The 18981-nt window shown below is 63.8% G+C and carries 19 protein-coding genes, 1 tRNA gene and 1 pseudogene; 9 read left to right on the top strand and 12 right to left on the bottom strand.

Features of this window, described 5'->3' with window-relative positions; translation table 11 throughout:
* Positions 1–15 precede the first annotated feature (15 nt).
* Positions 16–327 (top strand): hypothetical protein, encoded by a 312-nt coding sequence (locus GB927_RS04600; protein WP_256115454.1) that lies wholly within the window; start codon positions 16–18, stop codon positions 325–327.
* Between the two features lie 17 nt (positions 328–344).
* Entirely contained in the window at positions 345–743 is a 399-nt protein-coding gene (locus GB927_RS04595; protein WP_256115451.1) for a hypothetical protein, read from the top strand.
* 36 nt (positions 744–779) lie between these two features.
* Here GB927_RS04595 and GB927_RS04590 read toward each other — a convergent pair whose 3' ends face one another.
* Positions 780–1697: a LysR family transcriptional regulator gene (locus tag GB927_RS04590; RefSeq protein WP_256115450.1), complete on the bottom strand. Its 918-nt coding sequence runs from the start codon at positions 1695–1697 to the stop codon at positions 780–782.
* Positions 1698–1813: 116 nt separating this feature from the next.
* Between GB927_RS04590 and GB927_RS04585 the strand changes: the two genes are divergently transcribed.
* Together GB927_RS04585 and GB927_RS04580 are read left to right on the top strand one after the other, a co-directional pair.
* A complete protein-coding gene (locus GB927_RS04585) occupies positions 1814–2032 on the top strand; it encodes a hypothetical protein (RefSeq protein ID WP_256115449.1) in 219 nt (72 codons plus the stop codon).
* Positions 2033–2138: 106 nt separating this feature from the next.
* Positions 2139–2336, top strand: a complete 198-nt coding sequence (locus GB927_RS04580; protein WP_256115448.1) for a hypothetical protein — start codon at positions 2139–2141, stop codon at positions 2334–2336.
* Positions 2337–2424: 88 nt separating this feature from the next.
* On the opposite strand, the gene GB927_RS04575 is transcribed toward GB927_RS04580, so the two are convergent.
* The gene (locus tag GB927_RS04575) at positions 2425–3024 is read right to left on the bottom strand and encodes a GNAT family N-acetyltransferase (protein ID WP_256115447.1); all 600 of its coding nucleotides are present in this window, start codon (positions 3022–3024) and stop codon (positions 2425–2427) included.
* 299 nt (positions 3025–3323) lie between these two features.
* Here GB927_RS04575 and GB927_RS04570 point away from each other — a divergent pair, with 299 nt between their 5' ends.
* Entirely contained in the window at positions 3324–4331 is a 1008-nt protein-coding gene (locus GB927_RS04570) for a GlxA family transcriptional regulator (protein ID WP_256115445.1), read from the top strand.
* A gap of 47 nt (positions 4332–4378) precedes the next feature.
* Here GB927_RS04570 and GB927_RS04565 read toward each other — a convergent pair whose 3' ends face one another.
* The 5 genes from GB927_RS04565 to GB927_RS04545 all read right to left on the bottom strand — a co-directional run bounded on the left by GB927_RS04565 (position 4379) and on the right by GB927_RS04545 (position 10382).
* On the bottom strand, positions 4379–5623 hold the full coding sequence (locus GB927_RS04565; RefSeq protein ID WP_256115444.1) for a GGDEF domain-containing response regulator: 1245 nt from the start codon (positions 5621–5623) through the stop codon (positions 4379–4381).
* A 222-nt stretch (positions 5624–5845) separates the two neighbouring features.
* Positions 5846–6673, bottom strand: a complete 828-nt coding sequence (locus GB927_RS04560; RefSeq protein WP_256115443.1) for a response regulator — start codon at positions 6671–6673, stop codon at positions 5846–5848.
* A 157-nt stretch (positions 6674–6830) separates the two neighbouring features.
* Positions 6831–7094: a hypothetical protein gene (locus tag GB927_RS04555; RefSeq protein WP_256115442.1), complete on the bottom strand. Its 264-nt coding sequence runs from the start codon at positions 7092–7094 to the stop codon at positions 6831–6833.
* 132 nt (positions 7095–7226) lie between these two features.
* Entirely contained in the window at positions 7227–9755 is a 2529-nt protein-coding gene (locus tag GB927_RS04550) for a mechanosensitive ion channel family protein (protein ID WP_439655474.1), read from the bottom strand.
* Between the two features lie 69 nt (positions 9756–9824).
* Positions 9825–10382, bottom strand: a complete 558-nt coding sequence (locus tag GB927_RS04545; protein WP_256115440.1) for a DUF924 family protein — start codon at positions 10380–10382, stop codon at positions 9825–9827.
* Positions 10383–10499: 117 nt separating this feature from the next.
* Between GB927_RS04545 and GB927_RS04540 the strand changes: the two genes are divergently transcribed.
* Positions 10500–11903, top strand: a complete 1404-nt coding sequence (locus tag GB927_RS04540; RefSeq protein ID WP_256115439.1) for a M10 family metallopeptidase C-terminal domain-containing protein — start codon at positions 10500–10502, stop codon at positions 11901–11903.
* Positions 11904–12034: 131 nt separating this feature from the next.
* Positions 12035–12361 carry a DUF3307 domain-containing protein gene (locus tag GB927_RS04535; protein WP_256115438.1) on the top strand — a complete coding sequence of 109 codons (327 nt, stop codon included), beginning with the start codon at positions 12035–12037 and terminating at the stop codon, positions 12359–12361.
* A 108-nt stretch (positions 12362–12469) separates the two neighbouring features.
* Here the strand turns inward: GB927_RS04535 and GB927_RS04530 are convergent.
* From GB927_RS04530 to GB927_RS04520, 3 genes are all read right to left on the bottom strand, one after another.
* A tRNA-Lys gene (locus GB927_RS04530) sits at positions 12470–12545 on the bottom strand.
* Positions 12546–12662: 117 nt separating this feature from the next.
* Positions 12663–13580, bottom strand: a complete 918-nt coding sequence (locus tag GB927_RS04525) for a PhzF family phenazine biosynthesis protein (protein WP_256115437.1) — start codon at positions 13578–13580, stop codon at positions 12663–12665.
* 80 nt (positions 13581–13660) lie between these two features.
* Positions 13661–14767 carry an endonuclease/exonuclease/phosphatase family protein gene (locus GB927_RS04520; RefSeq protein WP_256115435.1) on the bottom strand — a complete coding sequence of 369 codons (1107 nt, stop codon included), beginning with the start codon at positions 14765–14767 and terminating at the stop codon, positions 13661–13663.
* Between the two features lie 168 nt (positions 14768–14935).
* Between GB927_RS04520 and GB927_RS04515 the strand changes: the two genes are divergently transcribed.
* Complete coding sequence (locus GB927_RS04515; protein ID WP_256115434.1) at positions 14936–16552, top strand: hypothetical protein; 1617 nt, start codon at positions 14936–14938, stop codon at positions 16550–16552.
* A 1-nt stretch (position 16553) separates the two neighbouring features.
* Here GB927_RS04515 and GB927_RS04510 read toward each other — a convergent pair whose 3' ends face one another.
* Complete coding sequence (locus GB927_RS04510) at positions 16554–16970, bottom strand: Lrp/AsnC family transcriptional regulator (RefSeq protein WP_256115433.1); 417 nt, start codon at positions 16968–16970, stop codon at positions 16554–16556.
* Positions 16971–17106: 136 nt separating this feature from the next.
* Here GB927_RS04510 and GB927_RS04505 point away from each other — a divergent pair, with 136 nt between their 5' ends.
* Entirely contained in the window at positions 17107–18732 is a 1626-nt protein-coding gene (locus tag GB927_RS04505) for a M20/M25/M40 family metallo-hydrolase (RefSeq protein WP_256115432.1), read from the top strand.
* Between the two features lie 46 nt (positions 18733–18778).
* Here GB927_RS04505 and GB927_RS04500 read toward each other — a convergent pair.
* Positions 18779–18981 (bottom strand): annotated as a pseudogene (locus tag GB927_RS04500) (hypothetical protein); the annotation flags it as partial.

The following is an 18981-nucleotide window of genomic DNA, read 5'->3' as shown; positions in this document are numbered from 1 at the left end:
CACGAAAGTCCCGCCATGCTTTTTGCCCGCCTTGCAGCGCTCACCCTGATGCTTCTTTTCACCAGCGGCCTGACGGCGCGCGCCCAGGAGGACTATCCCTTCACCGGCGAATGGGAATGCGACGGCGCGCCCTTCGTCTTCACCTCGACGACCTACAGCATCGGCGACGACACCTATAACGTCCAGGAGGTGCAGGAGGGAACGGACGGCTCCTACTCGCTCTTCCTGTCGGACGAGGTCTATATCTACCTGTCCGGCATCACGGCGGACACGCTCGACTTCTCCTCCTCTGAAAGCGACCGCACGCTTAGCTGCCGCCGCTATTGATATTGAAAGATATTTTGATGAATCGCGCCCGCATTCTCGCCCTCGCCCTTTCGTTCGCCATCGCCTCACCCGCCCTCGCCGACACCTATGCGGCGATCAGCAAGACGGCGATGGCGATCACCGGCGACATCGAGTTCGACGACTTCGGCATCACCTTCGAGAACGGCAAGCAGATCGTGTTCGACGAGCTTGTCGGCGACACGTTCGTGGTGGGCGGAGAGACGGTGAATGGCTCGGTCTACAGCGTCTCCGAGCCGAAGGATCCGGTGCTGCTGAACGGCAACCGCCTGTGCGGCGAGCCCGTCACCTATGTCGCCTCCTGGGGCGATGCCGACACGACGACGGTGGCCGTCTTCTCAACGCAGGACGTGCCGCAGAGCGACGCGGACATGTGCGCGTCCTATACCTACGAATAACGGGCAAGGCCGGGCTGATGCCCGGCCCGCCAAGCTTCAGCAGGCGACCTGCAGAATTTCCATCGGCCGGCGCTCGATGCGGGCGAAGGCGGCGCGGATATAGTCCGCCACGGCCAGCGCCGGCGTGTCGGCTTCCTCGTTGACGACGAGGCCGATCAGGTAATGGCCGAGATCCGGCAGGCCATCCTTCGGGCTGAGCGCCACCATGTCGTCGCCGACCAGGAAGCGTGCCAGCGGGGCCACGGCAAGATCGGCGCGGATGGCGGCGCGCTGGCCCATATGGTGGGCGCAGAAATAGGCGACGCGGAAATCGCGGCCCGAACGGCTCAGTTCTTCGAGCGCCCGCTCACGCCAGATGCAGCCCTCTTCCCAGACGGAGACCGGCAGCGGGTTCTTCAGATGCGCGTTGCCGCAGCTCTTGCCGGCCCAGACGAGCTGTTCCTTGAGGAGGATTTCGCCGGGGATCGGGATCGTGCCGTCGGTGGCGTTGAAGATTGCAAGGTCGAGCCGGCGCTCGGCAACGGCCCGGCGCAGACGGCCGCTCGTCTCGATCGACACATTGACCGCGATCGACGGATAGGTCTCGGCAAAACGCTTCAGCACTTCCGGCAGGATGAGCTCGCCGACATCGTCGGGAGCGCCGAGCCGCACGACGCCGTTCATCTCCGGCATCATGAAGCGTGAGACGGCCTCGTTGCTGAGCGCGATCAGCCGGCGCGCATAGGACAGCAGCACCTCGCCGTGATGCGTCAGCACGACCGAGCGCGCATCGCGCCGGAACAGCGAGCAGCCGAGCAGTTCCTCCAGCTTCTTGATCTGCATGGAGACGGCGGACGGCGTGCGGTGCACCGTCTCGGCCGCGGTGGTGAAGTTGCCGGTCTCGGCGATCGCCACGAAGGTCTTGAGAATGTCGAGCTCCAAGAGGGGGAGCGTCTGGCGCATCAGCAGGTTCATCCTTGCCTCCATGGATCAGAATTTCTGAAGCATAACGTCACTTCATTTCGTTTGATTGAAAACCGAGACGGGCGGATAGTCAACCTACCAGAACGGAGAACAGAAGGAAAAACGCCATGAAAACGCAGAAATCGTACGCTGACGGCGCCGATCTCGCCGTTCGTGCCCGCGGAAACGGATTCTACTATGCAATACGGCGCTTCGTAGGCGACGCCATCGAAGCCCGCCGCCGGCGCAACGTTGCCCGTCACACGGCCGATGAACTCGCCCAGCTGCCGGACTACCTGCAGCAGGACATCAACTGGCCCGGCATCATCAAACATGAAGAACGCTGATCTATCCAATCAAATATATTCGTTTGATTGATGCATAAGGTTGCGACATAGTCACGATCAAGGTCGCGACCTTTCGAAACCTCCCAAGCTCGAAAGGAACCCTGAAATGGCACTTGCATTGGAACATCGCCCGGTACGGCGCGCTTCTGGCGCCCATCACGCCGGCAGCCTGTCTTATACCCTACGCCACATCGCCGAACGGATCGTCTCCGCCTGGGAGCGTCACCGCGCCGAACGCGAACTGGAAAGCATGCCTTACGACCTGCGCAAGGACATCGGCTTCCGTTCGAAGAATACGCGATGATGAATGACTGTTGCGGCGCACCGCCGAAAGAAGACGACGCCAAAAACCGCCGGAGCTGACCTTCAAAAGTCTCTCCGGCGGTTTTCATTTATGCCCGGATGATGGGCACCACGGGTGCCGCGGTCTCCGGCAGGATGCCCGCCAGCCGCGGATCATCGAAGACCTCGACCTGGCGCTTCACCGGCGTGAAGCCCGAGCGGATGTAGAAATTCAGCGCCTGCGGCGAATCGAGCGTGCAGGTGTGCACCCAGAAGCGCTGCAATGCCTCCCGCGACCAGGCGCGCGCGATAGCACGGTTCATCAGCCACCGGCCCGTGCCCCCGCCGATCGTCGCCGGCGTCAGGCCGAAGAAGGCGAGCTCGCAGACCCCCTCCTCGCGAAAATCGAGTTCCAGCAGCCCCTCGGCCCGGCCCGCCTTCATCACGCCATAGACCTCGACATCGGGGTTATTGAGGACCGCCGCGAGATCGGCATCCGCCATGGCGAGGCGCGAGGCCCAGAGCCATTCCGTGCCGATGCGGGAATAGAGGTCGCGATACCAGGCAAGATCGGGCGTCGCCATGCGGTCGAGCGTGATGCCGGGCTGTTCGGGATCGTCGCGCCGGGCCGGCGGCGCCCGCATTTCGAGGCAGGTCACCACGGCGGCAAGTTTTCCCGCTGGTACATCCGAATATCCGTCTGGCAGCATCGATCATTCCCTCACAAATCCGCGACCGTATGTGGCCGGAGCGCGCCCGCTTGTCAAACCGGAACGGCCGGATTTCATGCCGCAAAAACCGCCTGTCGCAATCGGACAATGCTTTTGGTCGAGTCGCAAATGTGCAAGTGCGAAGGAAATGTCATAATTCCGCCGGAAGGCACTGACATTCCAGTGATGCGCGGCCTGTTTCAGTCGTAACCATCCTTTTCAGTGTCGCAAAAATGCTAGCATCGCCGCCACTCTCCCTGCGACCATTGCGACATTCCGCCCCCAGCATGGACACTCCGATGAACAAGCAGAACGTCAAGAAGCGCTCCCTCGTTTTCTTCCTCGTGCCCAACTTCTCCATGCTGCCCTTCTCGGCGGCGATCGAGACGCTCCGCATCGCCAACCGCATGCTCGGCTACGAGGCCTATACCTGGCGCCTCTCCTCGACGGATGGCCAGCAGGTTCTCTCCTCCAGCGGCATCGGCATCGAGGTGAACTCGTCGCTTGCCGACGAGCGCAAATATCTCGGCGGCGAAAACCGCCCCTCCATGGTGCTCGTCTGTTCCGGCATCTATGTCGAGGATTTCTCCAACAAGTCGGTCAATGCCTGGCTGCGCGAGGTCTATAACCGCGGCATCGCGGTCGGTTCGCTCTGTACCGGCGCCCATGTGCTCGCCCAGGCCGGCCTGCTCTCGGGCAAGCGCTGCGCCATCCACTGGGAGAACCTGCCCGGCTTCGCCGAAGCCTTCCCGCAGGCCGACGTCTATGCCGATCTCTACGAGATCGACAGCAACATCTATACCTGCGCCGGCGGCACCGCCTCGCTTGACATGATGCTGAACCTGATCGACCAGGATTTCGGCGAGAACCTCGTCAACCGCGTCTGCGAACAGGCGCTGACCGATCGCGTGCGCGGCCCGCATGACCGCCAGCGCCTGCCGCTGCGCGCCCGCCTCGGCGTGCAGAACGCAAAGGTGCTGTCGATCATCGAGCTGATGGAAGGCAACCTCTCCGAGCCGCTGTCGCTCTTGGAGATCGCCGATGGCGCCGACCTGTCGCGCCGCCAGATCGAACGGCTGTTCCGCCAGGAAATGGGCCGCTCGCCGGCCCGCTACTATCTCGAAATCCGGCTCGACCGGGCACGCCACCTGCTCGTCCAGTCCTCCATGCCGGTCGTGGAAGTGGCCGTCGCCTGCGGCTTCGTCTCCGCCTCGCACTTTTCCAAGTGCTACCGCGAACTCTACAACCGCTCGCCCCAGCAGGAGCGCGCCGAGCGCAAGCTGACGCTCTCGGCCATCGCGCGCTGATCAAACTTCAGGAAATGAAAGTCCCCGTCCCTGTGCCGGGGATTTTTTTAGCTCGCGAGCGCGCTCATCAGCGAAAGCTCGGAGAAGACCCTGTTCCGGCCGGCATGTTTGGCCATGTAGAGGAACTGGTCGGCAGCGTTCAGGTAATTATCGAAGGTTTCCCGGCCGGCAATGACCGCAAGGCCGACGGAGACCGTGACGGTCAGCGCCTCGCCGTCCGCGTCGATCGGCTGGGCGGCGAGCTCCGAACGCAGACGCTCGCAGTAATCGAGTGCCTCGTCCAGCGACAGACCGTTGAAGATGATGCCGAACTCCTCGCCGCCAAGGCGCGCCAGCAGGTGCTTGTCGTTGACCCGGTGCTTCAGCCGCCGGGAGATCGCCTTCAGCACGACGTCGCCGACCTCGTGGCCGTAGGTATCGTTCAGGCGCTTGAAATGGTCGATATCGAGGATGGCGATCGACATGGGGTCGCCGCGGCGCACCGCCTGGTCGACGAGCCGCGGGCCGGCCTCGAAAAAGTAACGGCGGTTGTAGATGTCGGTGAGATAGTCCCGCGCCGCGATACGGTGCAGCGACTGCACGCGCTTCTGGATCGCTGCGACGTGGAAGATGCGGCTGTTGAACTCTTCAACGAGGAAGGGCTTCTGGATATATTCGTCGCCGCCGGCGCGCAGGAAGCGGGCCGCGACCATGCGGTCTTCCGAGGTCGAAAGGCCGACGACGCGCACCGCATCGTCGCCGTGGCGCTGGCGGATTTCGTCGAGCAGTGCAAAGCCGTCCATGTCGGCAAGGGCCAGATCGCAGACCACCATGTCGATGCCGCCATGCGCATCGAGCGCGTCGAGGGCCGCGGCCCCGCTTTCGACGGCGATGATCTGGAAGCGCTGCTTGGCGATCAGGCTCACCTGGCGCTGCAGGCTCTCCGGGTCCGAATCGACGACAAGCACCTGGGTCTTGCCGCTCGTGAGGATGCGGTCGACGGCGAGCACGAGTTGCTGGATCGCTGCCGGATTGTCCTTGACGACATAGTCGAGCACGTTCTTGGCGAGGATCTGGTCGCGGGTGGCATCGCTGAAGGAGCCGGTGAAGACCAGCGGCGCGATGCCCTTGGAGATCACATAGTCGAGCGCCTCGCAGTTGGGCGCATCCGGCAGGTTGAGGTCGAGAACGGCAAGCGCGAATTCCGCCGCGTCGGACTGGAAGATCGCCCGGACCGCCGCCATGCTGGAACAATGGGTGACGATAAGGCCGAGTTCCTTCTCCAGCCGATACTTGAGGGCGGTGGAGAACATGCGAGAGTCTTCCACGAGCAAAACCTGCTGGCCGGAGTGGCGCAGAAATGCAGGCCCTCGTTGCGGATTTGAATCCACTCCCACGTCTTCCAGTACCCTCGATGATGTTCCCGTCTGGCACGCATTACAAACCACCGGTTTTACCAAGTGGTTAATCCGCCGAGAAATATCTCACGTTACGTAAGGGACATATCCGGGTGGATCGTGAAAATCGCTGAAAAGTCAGGCAGAAAGCCGTCGCTGCGCCGTCCTGATCTGGGTCAGCGTATCGAGGTTCTGGTTAACACGGCAGTAGAATTCCTCGTCGATGAACGGCCGCATGATGAAGTCGTTGCCGCCCGCCTTGAGGAAGCGCGCCGACAGCAGCCGGTCCGTCGAGGACGAGACGCCGATGATGCGCAGCTGGTGCGATCCGACCGTGCCGCGAATGCGCCGCGTCAGCTCGAAACCGTCGATATCAGGCATGTTGTAGTCGGTGATCATCAGCGCGATATCGGGGTTGGCCTTCAGGAGTTCGAGCGCGCTCCTGCCGTTTTCCGCAACGCTGACGCGGAAATTGTAGCGCTTGAGGCGCGTCGTGAGCAAGGCGCGGGCCGTCGCGCTGTCATCGACGATCAGCACATGGTGCTGGTGATTGGTCAAAAAGCGGCAGACCGATTCCGCCAGCATGTCGACCGCAAAAATATTGTCCTTCAGGATATAGTCGACGATTTCCTTGGAAAGAAGCTGGTCGCGCGTCGTCTGCTGGAAGGTTCCGGTGAAGACGATCGTCGGAATGCTGAGGTCGACGAGATAGTTCAACGCCTCGCCATTCTCGGCGCCCGGCAGGTTGATGTTGGAAATCGCCAGCGTGATCTTGTCGCTGGACTTGTCATAGGCAAGTTCCAGCTCCTCGAAACTCCGGCAGATCTCGACATTGAGGTCGAAAAGCTCTTTCAGCCGCTTCGAAATCATGGAGGTGAAGACATTCGAGTCCTCGGCAACAAGAATACGGTGATGCGAGAGAGACGCGCCGGAATACTGCATTCCGGAAATGCCGATAAACGCCATGATCTGCCTTCGTTGAAAAGATGTTTCCCCAGCTTAATGGGTAGCGGCAACCCTTTGCGAAAGCGTTAAATTTAGAAGGCATGAAAACGCGGTAGGCGCACGCAAAGAACAACGGCGCGGTTGTTCTTCCGCGCCGTACCAAATCCTCAACAGAAACTTACTTGACCGAAGCAGCGCCGCCCTGGATTTCGACTTCCTCGCCGCCATTGAGCGCGATGCGGTCGCCGTTCGGCAGGGTGACGAAACAACCGGAGGGGCAGATCGTCTCGGTGGAACCGGGCTCCAGCGCGACCTCCATGCGGCTGCCGTCCTCGACGATGACGAGAACCTGGGTATCGCCGTCCTTGTTGGTGACGGAGGCAGCCATGGCCGGGGCGGACATCGCGACCGACACCAGCAGCATCATGATCATTCGCTTCATCTTCGCCCGGCGCCTGAGCGCCGCCCCTCTTGCAAGCCCTGAGGAACACTATCGTTCCTCGATCGGATTTGCATCACGTTTTATGCGGGAACGGCTGAATGGAGCGTGAATGCGGCGTTCATGTGCCGCAAATCAGGCGGCGGGGTCGGCCTCGGGCGCCTCGTCGGCCGGCTTGCGCCGCCGGCTGGTGCTTTGCGGGCGCAGTTTTTCCGTCGCCTGGTCGAGAAGCGCCGAGATGAGCTCCGCCCCCTCCGGCGAAATCTTGACCGGCACTTCGGGCGCCGCCGGCCCGCCAATGGCGATCTCCTCCTGGCGGAACCGTTCGAGGATGGCGGCGCGGAGTTCCGATTTCACGGTCGTGCCGTTCAGGATATCGGCGAGGAAGGCACGGATCTCGAAATCCAGCGACGAGGCCGAGAAGGCCAGGAAGACGACCATCGGCTCGGGATTGCGCAAGAGGCCCTGCTGCCCGCGCACGACCTCGACAAGCATCTCCTGCACCTGACGGGGGTCGTTGCTGCCATGCACGCTGATCGCCAGGTCGACACGGCCGAGCTTGTTGCGGTGCGTCCAGTTGCCGACCTGGCCGTTGATCAGCAGGGAATTCGGCACGATCACGGTCTGGCGCTGGAAGGTCTCGATCTCGGTGGCGCGCACGGAGATGCGGCGCACGAAGCCTTCCGTCGTGCCCGCCACCACCCAGTCGCCCACCTTGAAGGGCCGTTCGGCGAGCAGGATGAGGCCCGAGACGAAGTTCGACACGATGTTCTGGAGGCCGAAACCGATACCGAGCGAGAGGGCACCGGCGACGAGCGCGAGGCTGGAAAGGTTGATGCCCGCCGCCGATATGCCGACGAGGCCGGCGAGCGCCACGCCCGCATAACCCACCGCCGTGCGCACGGAATTGCGCACACCCGCATCCACCTGGCTTCGCGCCAGCACGTTGCCGTCCACCCACTTCTGGAACCAGCGCGTGATGACGAGGCCTGCGGCAAACAGCAGGATGCCGGCGAGGATGCCGACCAGCGAGATGGTGATGCTGCCGATGCGGATCTCGGTAAAGATGCGGTAGGCCCAGGATTCGATATCGGCGACCTGGAAACCCCATTGCAGCAGGATCAGCGGCACGAAGCAGACGAAGATCAGGAGATAGACGCCAAGCCCCGCCGCAAGCCCGACCTGGTCGAGCGCCACCTGGCCGAGGCCGAACCGCTCCTCCAGCCGCTTGCCGACGGTGGTCTCCGCAAAGGCGTTCGGCGCCGAGACGGCGCGGCCGGAGAGGAAGCCGATATACATGGTCACCACGACGGCGCCGGTGACGACGATCTGCGTGGCGATGAACCGCGCCATGCCGACATAACCGAGCAGCGACGCGAAGACGAGGCCGAGCCCCGTCAGCACCAGCAGGATGAACACCGAGCGCGGCCAGGGACGCCCTTGCGTATCCGGCTTTTCGCCCTGGCGCAGCACCGGCTTGATGAAGGCGGTGACGACGAGCAGCGCGCCGATGATGATCGAGGCGATGAAGCTCTTCACCACCGTCAGCACCACCGGCGAGCCCAGCACTTCACTGATCGTGCCCAGGAAATAGTCGCCGCCGTTGATGATCGACATGCCGAAGATCAGCAGCCACAGAAGCTGCGCACCGCGATCGGACACCCGCACCAGCCGCCAATGCCCGTCGACCGGCGACAGGACCGCATTGGCAAGCTGGGCGACGAAATAGATCGCCACCATCACGCCGAGCGCCACCGTGACGATGGGCGCAATATCGGCGCGCAGCACGTTGAACGTATCGAGGAAGAAATAGCTGGCGCCCGCAAAGGCCGCCGCCGCCATGGTGGGCAGGATGGTCGACCAGAAGGCGACGGACAGGCGCGTGATATAGTGCGGCTTCTCCTCCTGGACCCCGCGCGTGATGAAGGGCGCAAAGAGGCGGTAGCTGCCGGTGTGCAGCACGAGGGCCGCCAAAAGCGACAGCCCGACGGCGCCCAGAAGCTGCATACGCTTGAACTTCCAGACGAATTGCAGCCAGGCCGCCACCGTGCGGTTCAGCGTCTGCGTCTCTTCGACAAGCGCGCCGGAGGCCTCGGTGAAGAGCTCCGTGTTGATCTCGGTGCGTTTCAGGATGGCGTCGCTGAAGAGCCGGCGGCGGATTTCCGTGATGCGGTTGGAGAGCTTCGTCGCCTCGATCGAGAGGTTTTCCGCCTCGCCCGTCAGCGCGTTGATCTCGTTGCGCTCTGTGGCAAGCTTCTTGCGCTCCTCGACGACGACGGCAGCCTCGGCCGGGGCACCTTCCGCCGGCGGGTCGCCGAGTTCGGTCTGGCGCGCCTTGATGGCCTCCAGCCGCGGCCGTGTCGCGACCGAAATGGACAGGATCGTCCGGTTCAGCGCCTCCGCCTCGACCTTCAGATCGACGAGGCGCGCATCGTCGTCCTTGTCGCGCTCCACGCGCTCGCGGATGGCATTGAGCTGGCCGCTGGCGCGGTCGAGATCACTGTTGGCCTGTTCGAGCTGGGTGACGTCGGCGGTGGCCGGCACGGCCGCCGTCTGCGCCCGCACGGGCGGAGCCGCGACGAGAAGAAGGACCAGAAGAACGGGCAGAAGGCGGAAGATCGGCAACAGGCCATCCTCGTTGAACAGAGACAGACGACGACGCATCGCAAACATGCGATTCCGCACCCCTTCTAGCCATGAATGCGGCCATTTTAAACCGGCATCGCCGTTCAGCTAGAATCCGGCGCCGGGTTCGGCGAGATAGGCCTGCTCTTTCGGCGTCGAAACCCGGCCGAGAAAGACATTGCGATGCGGGAAACGGCCGTAATCGACGATGACGTCGCGATGCCGCTGCGCATAACCAAGATACATTTCATCGTCATGCGCCTCGAAAAGCGCGACCGAAAGGTCCTGGTCGGCAAGATCCTCGGAATGTTCGAGCGGCATGTAGAAGAAATGGCGCCGGCCGTAGTCGACCAGCTTGTCGGCGCCTGCGTCGAGCGCCAGGCGCGCCTCGCGCCGCGCGATCCAGTCCGTCGCGAAGGCCATGGGCGACGCGCGATACATGTTGCGGGGGAACTGGTCGAGCACGATGATCGCGCCAAGCCGCGCCGCGGGGCTTGCGCGCCATTCCGGCGTGACGTCCTGCGACAGGGCAAAATGCGTCGCTGCGAATTGCTGGCGGATGCGGGCATCGAGCTCCGGCGTCGGCTGCCACCAGTCCCTGGCCGTCAGCGTCTCGCACCAATAGGTGACGACCTCTTCCGGTGTCCTGATCCTGTCCTCGCTCATGCCGCTCCCTCCATTCGTCTGAGCCGCAATATGGCGGGGTGCGACCGGGTTGCAAGGGGGACGTTAGCAAAGCTTTACCCCGCCTGCGCTAGGCTCTCGGCGATCGAGGGACATGCCATGCTGAAATTCACCGGACTGTCGACGTCCGCCTATCGCAAGACCGGTTTCGACCTGCTGCTCAACCTGGAGGGCTCGACCCGGCGCGCCTATCTCGACACCGCGGCCGATCCCGCCCCGACGATCGGCATCGGCTTCAACCTGCGCTACAATCTCGCACCCGTGCTGAAGGCAATCGCCGGCAGCAACTGGAATGTGACGCTGCAAGCACGGCTGAAGACGGTCATCGACGACAGCTACGCCAAGGGCGAGACCGCGCTGCTCAACAGCCGGCTGGACAAGGTGATGGCCGACTGGAATGCCACGCGCGATCCGAGCATGCCCAAAACCTTCGGCTTTACCTCCGACATGCAGCTCCAGGCCGCCCTCACCGCCATATCGCCCCGCTACGAGGCGGTCATCGACAAATGGCTCTCCGGCATCCCGAATTCGACGGAGCGCGCTGTGCTGTTCAGCATGGCCTATAACGCGCCCTCGCTGCTCGGCCCGAAGCTGAAGGCCGCCATCCTCGACGGCGACCGGGCGGAGGCCTGGTACGAGATCCGCTACAATTCCAACGGCAGCGGCCATGCCGGCATCGCCAACCGGCGTTATGTGGAAGCCGAACATTTCAAGCTCTTCGCCAAGGAGGGCACGGCGACGACGGCGGAGGCGCTGGATGCCGGACTGATGTACACCGCGCACCGGGAAAAGATCCTGTCCTACGAAAGCCGCTTCGACGCCGACGATGCCGGCCGCATCAAGGGTTTTGCCGGCATCGATGCGATCTTCGAGGAATATGCCCCGGCCATCGCCCACCTGAAGGCCGCCTACGGCATCAGCAAGAGCATGGCGCTGGAAGAGCTCCAGGTCGCCTCCGCCACCACCCGCACCCTCTCCGGCGACGGCACCGCCCATGATTCGACCGGGAACGATGCGGACCTGCTCATCGGTTCGTCCCACGCCAACACGCTGTCCGGCGGCGGCGGCAACGACGCGCTCATCGGCCTCGCCGGCAAGGACAGGCTCAATGGCGGCGCGGGCAACGACTGGCTCGACGGCGGCACCGGCGCCGACATCCTGACCGGCGGCAGCGGCGCCGACACCTTCGTCTTCCGCAGCGCCGCCGATATCGGCCTTGCCGCCGGCACGCGCGACCGCATCACGGATTTCGAGCCCGGCCGCGACCGGATCGACCTCTCCGCCATCGACGCCAACGGCCCCGAGGCCGGCCACAGCTTCACCCTTCTCGCCAAGGCGAAAGCCTTCACGGGCGATGCCGGCGACCTGCGTTGGTACACGACGACAAGCGGCGGCAAGGCCATCACCGTGGTCGAGGGCGACATCGACGGCGACAAGGCCGTCGACTTCCGCCTGGAGCTGGACGGCAAGCTGGCGCTCGGCAGGGGGGATTTCCTGCTCTAGGAGCACGCGGCTGTTCCCCAAGGAACAGCACCTCGTGGTCGGTTTATTAGAACAGCGGTTCGCCCCGCCGATTGCACGGAACCCAGTCTCCGGCGGCATGACGATAACGCGCAACCGGCACCGTTCATTCGATGATCCATGACATTCTGACGATGGGGCTTCTTTTGTGCGGCGCGCACTGGCTGGCCGACTATCCCCTGCAACCGGACTTTCTGGTGAAGGCGAAGATCGAGGGTCCGCTGCGCGTCTATCACCTGATCGCACATGCCGGCATCCACGCCACCATGGTGCTGCTCATCACAAAAAGCCCCGTCCTCGCGCTTGCCGAGTGGGTGCTCCATGCCGTGATCGACGAAGGCAAAACGAAGGGAAAGATCAGCTTTGCCCAGGACCAGGCGCTGCATCTCCTGTGCAAGCTGCTGTGGCTGGTCGCAAGCTTCAGCATCCTGAAAACCTGACGCGGAAACGCCAAGTCGACTGGCGCGCAGCGAACCGGAAATGAAACTGTAAAATCCAGTGTCTAGTGTAAAATGCGGGTTGGTAGAAAACCGCTAAGTAGTTGTATTTGGTGGGTGATCACGGGCTCGAACCGTGGACCCGCTGATTAAGAGTCAGCTGCTCTACCAACTGAGCTAATCACCCACAAGACCGTTTGTGCGGTCTGGAGGGGCGTATAATGGCGTTCTCCGGGCTTGTCTATACCCGCCCCGAAAAAAGATGCTTTCCGGGGCGAATTTCTTTCGCAGCGCAAAATAACGGTCACAAATCCAGCATTCCGGCGGCAAGCCGAACCGCCTGTCCACCGATGCGCGCCCGGGCGATCGCGCCGCCCGAAATATCGAGATGCAGATGGATCGAGGACGGACGGCCCATTTCGACGCCCTGCTCGATCAGGAACGGGTGGTGGCCATCCACCAGCTTGTCGAAGAAATGGATGGCGCCGGAGAGCGCTGCGACCGCCGCCCCCGTCGCCGGGTCCTCGGAAATGCCCATGTCGGGCGCAAACATGCGGGTGTGGAAACGCGCATTGTGGTTCACGCCGCCGCGGCAATAGAGATAGGCGGAGGCGAGCCGGCCCTCGGCGAAGGGCGCACAGCGCTCCCAAAGCGTCGGGTCGAATTCCACCGCGGCCGCGGCCGCAACGTCGTGCACCGGGATCATCACGAAGGCGACACCGGCGCTCCACAGCGAGGGCACGTGGTTCTCGAAGCCGATCTGGCCGGGCTTCAGGCTGAACGCGTCCGCCAGCGCTTGCCGGTCGAAGGTCGCCTCCAGGCGCGCCGATTTGCGCGGCACGTCGAACTCGGCAAAGGCGGCCTCGCGCACGCCGAGCTTCACCGCACAGCGCACCGGGCCGACATTCTCCTCCAGCATGCTCACCAGGTCGCGCGGCTGCGTGGCGGCGTCCTCGGCCGCTTCGGCAATCGCAATCGCCGCCCCCACCGTCGGGTGGCCGGCGAAAGGCAGCTCGCGGCCCGGCGTGAAGATGCGCAGGCGCGCGGTATGCGCCGGGTTTTCCGGCCGCTTCACGAAGACCGTTTCGGAGAGATTGAACTCGCGGGCGATGCGCTGCATCGTGCCGTCGTCGAGACCATCGGCATCGAAGACGACGGCCAGCGGATTGCCGGCGAGCCGCGTGTCGGTGAAGACGTCATAGATGGCATAGCGACGGGACAAGGTATTCTCCGTATTCAGCTTTTGCCTAAACCTGCCCGAGCGGTCCTCCGCGGGCAAGTGGAAATGAAACCGCCGACGTATTAGAGATCCAGGCTCATCACGACGGGGCAATGGTCCGACGCCTTCGGCCGGTCCCAGCCGACACGCGGATAGCGCTCCACCTCCTGCCCCGGCGGAAAGATCGTGCGGAAAGGCTGACCGGCGCGAATGATCTCCGGCACCTGATGGGCGTTGCGCTCGGCAAGCGAGGGCGACAGCCAGATATAGTCGAGCTGGCAGAGATGGCGCTCCTCCGGCCCGCGGCTGTGGTAGAGCGTCCAGCGGTCGTCGACCGGCCTGCGCAGCATCGGGTTGACGGCAAAACCATCCGCGCTGAACACGTCGAGCGCGCTCGCCGCCTCCTCTTGCGGCACGAAACGATAGCCGGTGCGCCGATCGCCCTCGATCGCCAGCTTCTCCTGGTAGTCGTTCATGTCGCCGCAGATGGCGAAGGCCTTGTTCGCCGTGCGGCCGACGCCGAAGCGGTTCTCGATGATCCGGCGCACCGCGCGCGCCTCGGCGGTGCGCACCGGCATGGTCGACTGACGGCCGTCCATGCCTTCGCGCCCCGGCCCCATCGACTTGAAATGCACGACATAGAGCGTCAGCGGCCGCCCGCCGATGCGCAGGTCCATCTCCAGGCAATCGCGCTTGAAGACCCTGTCGTCCGCCTTGAGGCTCTGTCCGAGATCCGGCGTGAAGAGGTCGAAGTCGCGATAGGTGACGGCGGCATGGCTGCGGATGTCGACGCATTCGATGCGCTGGCCGTCGCGCGTCTCCTCGCGCATCAGCACCGAGACGTCGATGCCGCGGCTGTCATTGCCCTCGATCAGGTATTTCTGGCGGTAACCGTTGCCGACCATGCGGAAGAGATAGCCATATTCGAAGGCCTGCAGCGCCGCCATGTTGTCGGTCTCCTGCAGGCAGAGGATATCGGCATCGGCATCCGCGATGGCGAGCGCCGAATGCTGGCGGGCGTCGTCCGTATACGCGATGGCGCGCGCCTCCTCCAGCCGCTGGTATTCCGCCTCGTTGCGGATGTCGAAGAGGCGCAGCACGCGATCCTGGCGAACCTGGTTGCGAAAACCCGTGAAGTCGAAACGGGTCATGAGGTTTTCGATGTTGAACGTGGCGAGGCGCAGCGACATGGGGCACTTTCGGCAGGAATGCGTATGGGCAGGCGGAGTGTAACCGGCTGACCGGCAATGGAAAGCGCCTTTTCGCCACGCCCGCCGCCGGGACCGGAATAAACCGGCTTGCCATGCCGTTACCCACTACGGATGATAGGTGTTCCGAGGCGGGCGGAGGGATCGCTCATGGGATTTTTATCCGGTAGATGGCGGGTGTTTCTGGCGGCATGGCTGGCCTTGAGCTTCCTCGCCTGCATGCCCGCCCGCGCCGCCGAAAGCTACATTACCAGCCCAGGCGAAGCCGCACGGGCCGCCGGCCGCGTCAGCGAAGCGCTCGGCAGGACGCCGGAAGCGCACACGATCCGCATCACCGAGAAGGAAGTGAACCTCATCCTGCGCGGCGCGAAAGCGGGCGACGCGGACGAATGGCGCGTGCGCCAGGCGACCCGCCTGCTCTTCTTCGAATCGGAAGTCGTCAGCGGCCCGGCGGCGCGATCCGCGCCGGCCATGGTGGCCGATATAACGAGCGGCCTCTTCCCGCTGGACGCGATCTCGCTGGCAAAGGTCGACCAGATCGCCACCCGCGCCATCGGCTATGCCCGGCTGGAAGGCGGCGGCACGGTGCAGTCGATCGAGATCTCCAAGCGCGTGAACCTGCTGCCGACGCCCTCCTACGGCCCGATCCGCTGGACGATCTACGTCGCCTCGCCGCGCGAAAGCGCCACCGTCTATGCGGATGCCGAGGGTACGATCATCGGCGGCGACCTTTCCAACACCGCCCGCGCGCGGCTGATGGATTTCTTCAAGGACGACGACTGGCCGAAGGAACAGGCGCTGGAAAGCCTCACCTCCGTCATCGGCAGCAAGCCGATCATCCGCGACCTGACGGTCTATCCGAAATCCGTGCAGGTGAAGGCCGACCACCCGAGCATGGCGGAAACCACGGTCGGCTATTCCTGGGATATTTCCGGCGTCTCACGCTCGCCCATCACCTCGCCGATGTTCCCCGGCACGTCGGCCCTGCCCGGCTTTTCGCTTGCCGATGTCGATCTCTCGCGGCTTGCCATGATCCGCGACAAGGCGAAGGAAGCCTGGCAGAACGACAAGTCGACGATGAGCTACATGATGCTGAAGCTCTCCACCGACGGACCGGGAAAACCGGAACTGCGCTGGGTGGTGCATTTCACGGATCTCGGCGAGCCGGGGGAAATGACGCTGTTCACCGCCAGCGGAACCGTGGAAGTGACGACGGACGGCACGGTGCGCGTCGCCAACCTGCCCGATGCCCGCAAGCCGAAGCGCAACTGGCTCGATCCCGACATGACCGAGAAGACGTTGGGCGTGATGGCCGAGCAATTCGGCAAGAATGCCCGCTTTGCCGAAATCAGCGTCAGCCGGGATTCGATGCGCATTCTCGCCGAAGTGCCGGATACGCCTGGCACCATGCGCGACTACAATGTCAACGACCGCGGCGTCACCGCGTCGAGCATGATGATGCCCTGGGATTCGGAATTCCGGCCGGAGCGGCTTTTCCGCATGAGCGATATCGCCTTCTTCTCCGCAGCCAAGCTCAACGAACTGACGGCGCGGACATTCTCGCGGCTCCAGGTCGGCTCGGAAATGCCGCTCTCGCGCTATACCTTCTCGATCGGCCAGCTGATGTCGCCCGACGGCAGCTTCATGGTGCCCTCGCCGGACGGCAAGGTGACGCTCGAAATCCGGCTGGAAAGCCCGGACGGCTGGAAGGGCGGCCGCGTCACTTACTCCTCAACAGGCGAGGAAATCGATATCGTGATGCCTTAGCTTAAAGCGTGGTGAGAAGCAGGCTCGTCTCCGATTTCGAGACACCATCCATGGCGCGGATGCCGCGCAGCACCCGCTCGAACTCGACGAGGTTTTCCGTGTGGATTTCCGCGACGAGGTCCCAGGCACCGTTCGTCGTGTGCAGCGCCCGCACTTCTGGAATGCCGCGCAGGGTCTGGATGGCGGCGAGCGTCTTCTGGCCGGTGATCTCGATCATCGTGATGGCGCGCACGGCATGCGGGTCATCGGCCTCCGTCACGCGCACGGAAAAGCCGGCGATGACGCCCTCGCGCGTCAGGCGCTCGATGCGGTTCTGCACCGTGCCGCGCGAGACCTTCAACTCCGCCGCAAGGGCGGAGAGCGAAGCGCGGCCGTCCTTGCGCAGCAAGGCGAGAAGTTTGCGGTCGATCGTGTCCATGGCCCTGCCCAAATGTCAGTTTGTGATGACAAAATGGCAATCGGCCCTGCAATTTTCCCAAAAGATTGCCGTTTCGCTTGCCATCGTCCTTGGCTAGCCTTGCGCATCCTTCAACGCAACCGCTTTCGGCAGGCCCATGTCCCCCACGAATGAAATCTCCGCTCGACGTGCCCGCGAACTCTCCCTGCTGATGACCCGCTGGCCGAGCGTGACGGGATCGCCGGACGAGGCGAGCTTCTCCGAAAAACTCCGGGCGCATCTGGCCGAAACACCCTATTTCCGGCAGCACCCCGACCAGCTCTTCACCGTTGACAGCCATGGCGAGCCGATGACGCAGACTGTCGTGGCGCTGGTGCGTGGCAGTGGGCGCAGGACGATCGTGCTGGCCGGCCATTTCGACACCGTTTCCATCGCCAATTACGGCACGCTCGCGCCGCTCGCCTGCGATCCGGAGCCGCTGACGCAGGCCCTGCTGAAGGAACTGCGCAGCCGGCCGCTGAACGCCGCGGAGGCCAAGGCGCTCACGGATTTCGAGAGCGGCGATTTCATTGCCGGGCGCGGCCTGCTCGACATGAAGAGCGGCCTTGCGGCGGACATCGCCGTTCTGGAACGTTTTGCCGGGCTGGAGGCGCCGAAGGGCAACCTCCTCTTCGTCGCGACGCCGGACGAGGAAAACCGCTCGCGCGGCATGCGGAGCCTCCGCAACGCCCTGCCGGAGATCGCCCGCCGCTTCGACCTCGACATTGTCGGCGGCATCAATCTCGACGCATCGAGCTGCGAGCGCGACGGCGAGGAAGGCCGCGCGATCTATCTCGGCTCGATCGGCAAATTCGCCCCCTTCGCCTTCGTCATCGGCCGTCCGACCCATGCCGGTTATCCCTTCAACGGCACCAGCGCCCACCGCATCAGCGCCGAGATCACCCGCGCCATGGATACGGTGCCAGAGCTTAGCGACGAAGCCTTCGGCGAGCGCTCCCCGCCGCCGGTCTGCCTGGAAGCCCGCGACATCCGCGACGGCTATGACGTGACGACGCCGGACCGCGTCTGGCTTTCCTTCAACTGGCTGACGCACAGCCGCAGCGCCAGCACCATCCTCGGCGATTTCCGCACCATCGTCGCCGGCGCGCTGCAAACCGCGCTCGACACCCAGGACGCCCACGCCGCCCGCTACCGCAAGCGCGATGCGGCGAAAACGCAGGGCACGGTGCTCACCTACGCGGAACTGCTCGCCCGGCTCGATGCCGCGGCCCTTGTGCGACTGAAGGCGCTCGACCGCTCGCTTTCGGGCGGCACGGATCCCTTGAAAGTCAGCCGCGAGATCGTCGCGGCGGCGGCGACCGAGGCAGGCATCGAAGGCCCGGCCGTGATCATCGGCTTCGGCAGCCTGCACTATCCGCTGGTGCATCTGGCGCAGGCAGAGGCCGGACGGCAGATGCAGGCGCGGCTACAGCGCGTGATGGCCGAGGCCGCCACGCGACATAACACGTCGATCAAGTTCAAGCAGATCTTCGCGGGCATTTCCGACATGAGCTTCTTCGGCCATCGGCCGGAAGCGGGCGAAACCGGTTTGCTCGCCACCAACACCCCATCGGCAGCCTTCACCGACCATGCGCCGGACGGCCTGTTGTCGTTCCCCACAGTCAACATCGGACCATGGGGCCGCGACTATCACCAGAAATGGGAGCGCATGCACGCGCCCTATACGTTCGAAGTGCTGCCGGATCTAGTTTTCGAGTCGGCTGTGGCCTGCCTCGCAGAATAACCCCCCTCTGCCCTGCCGGGCATCTCCCCCTCAAGGGGGGGAGTGTTCATGTTGGACTCGCGAGGCGTTTTCTTGCGAGGAAGATGTCGAGTGTGATCTGGAGCATTTCGAGTGTCTTTGATGCGCGCTTTGTTTTCCGGTTGAAGCGGGCCAGCATGTCGCGGAACGAGGCGTTCGAGGACTCGATGAGGTGGGTCTGCGCCTTGGTCTGCCGATGCGGTTCGTCCGCCCCGATCCGCTCGAAGGCCA

It is taken from the genome of Shinella lacus (assembly GCF_010994755.1).
In the GTDB taxonomy this organism is placed as follows: Bacteria; Pseudomonadota; Alphaproteobacteria; order Rhizobiales; family Rhizobiaceae; genus Shinella; species Shinella lacus.
This window is presented reverse-complemented; position numbering and strand designations above follow the sequence as displayed.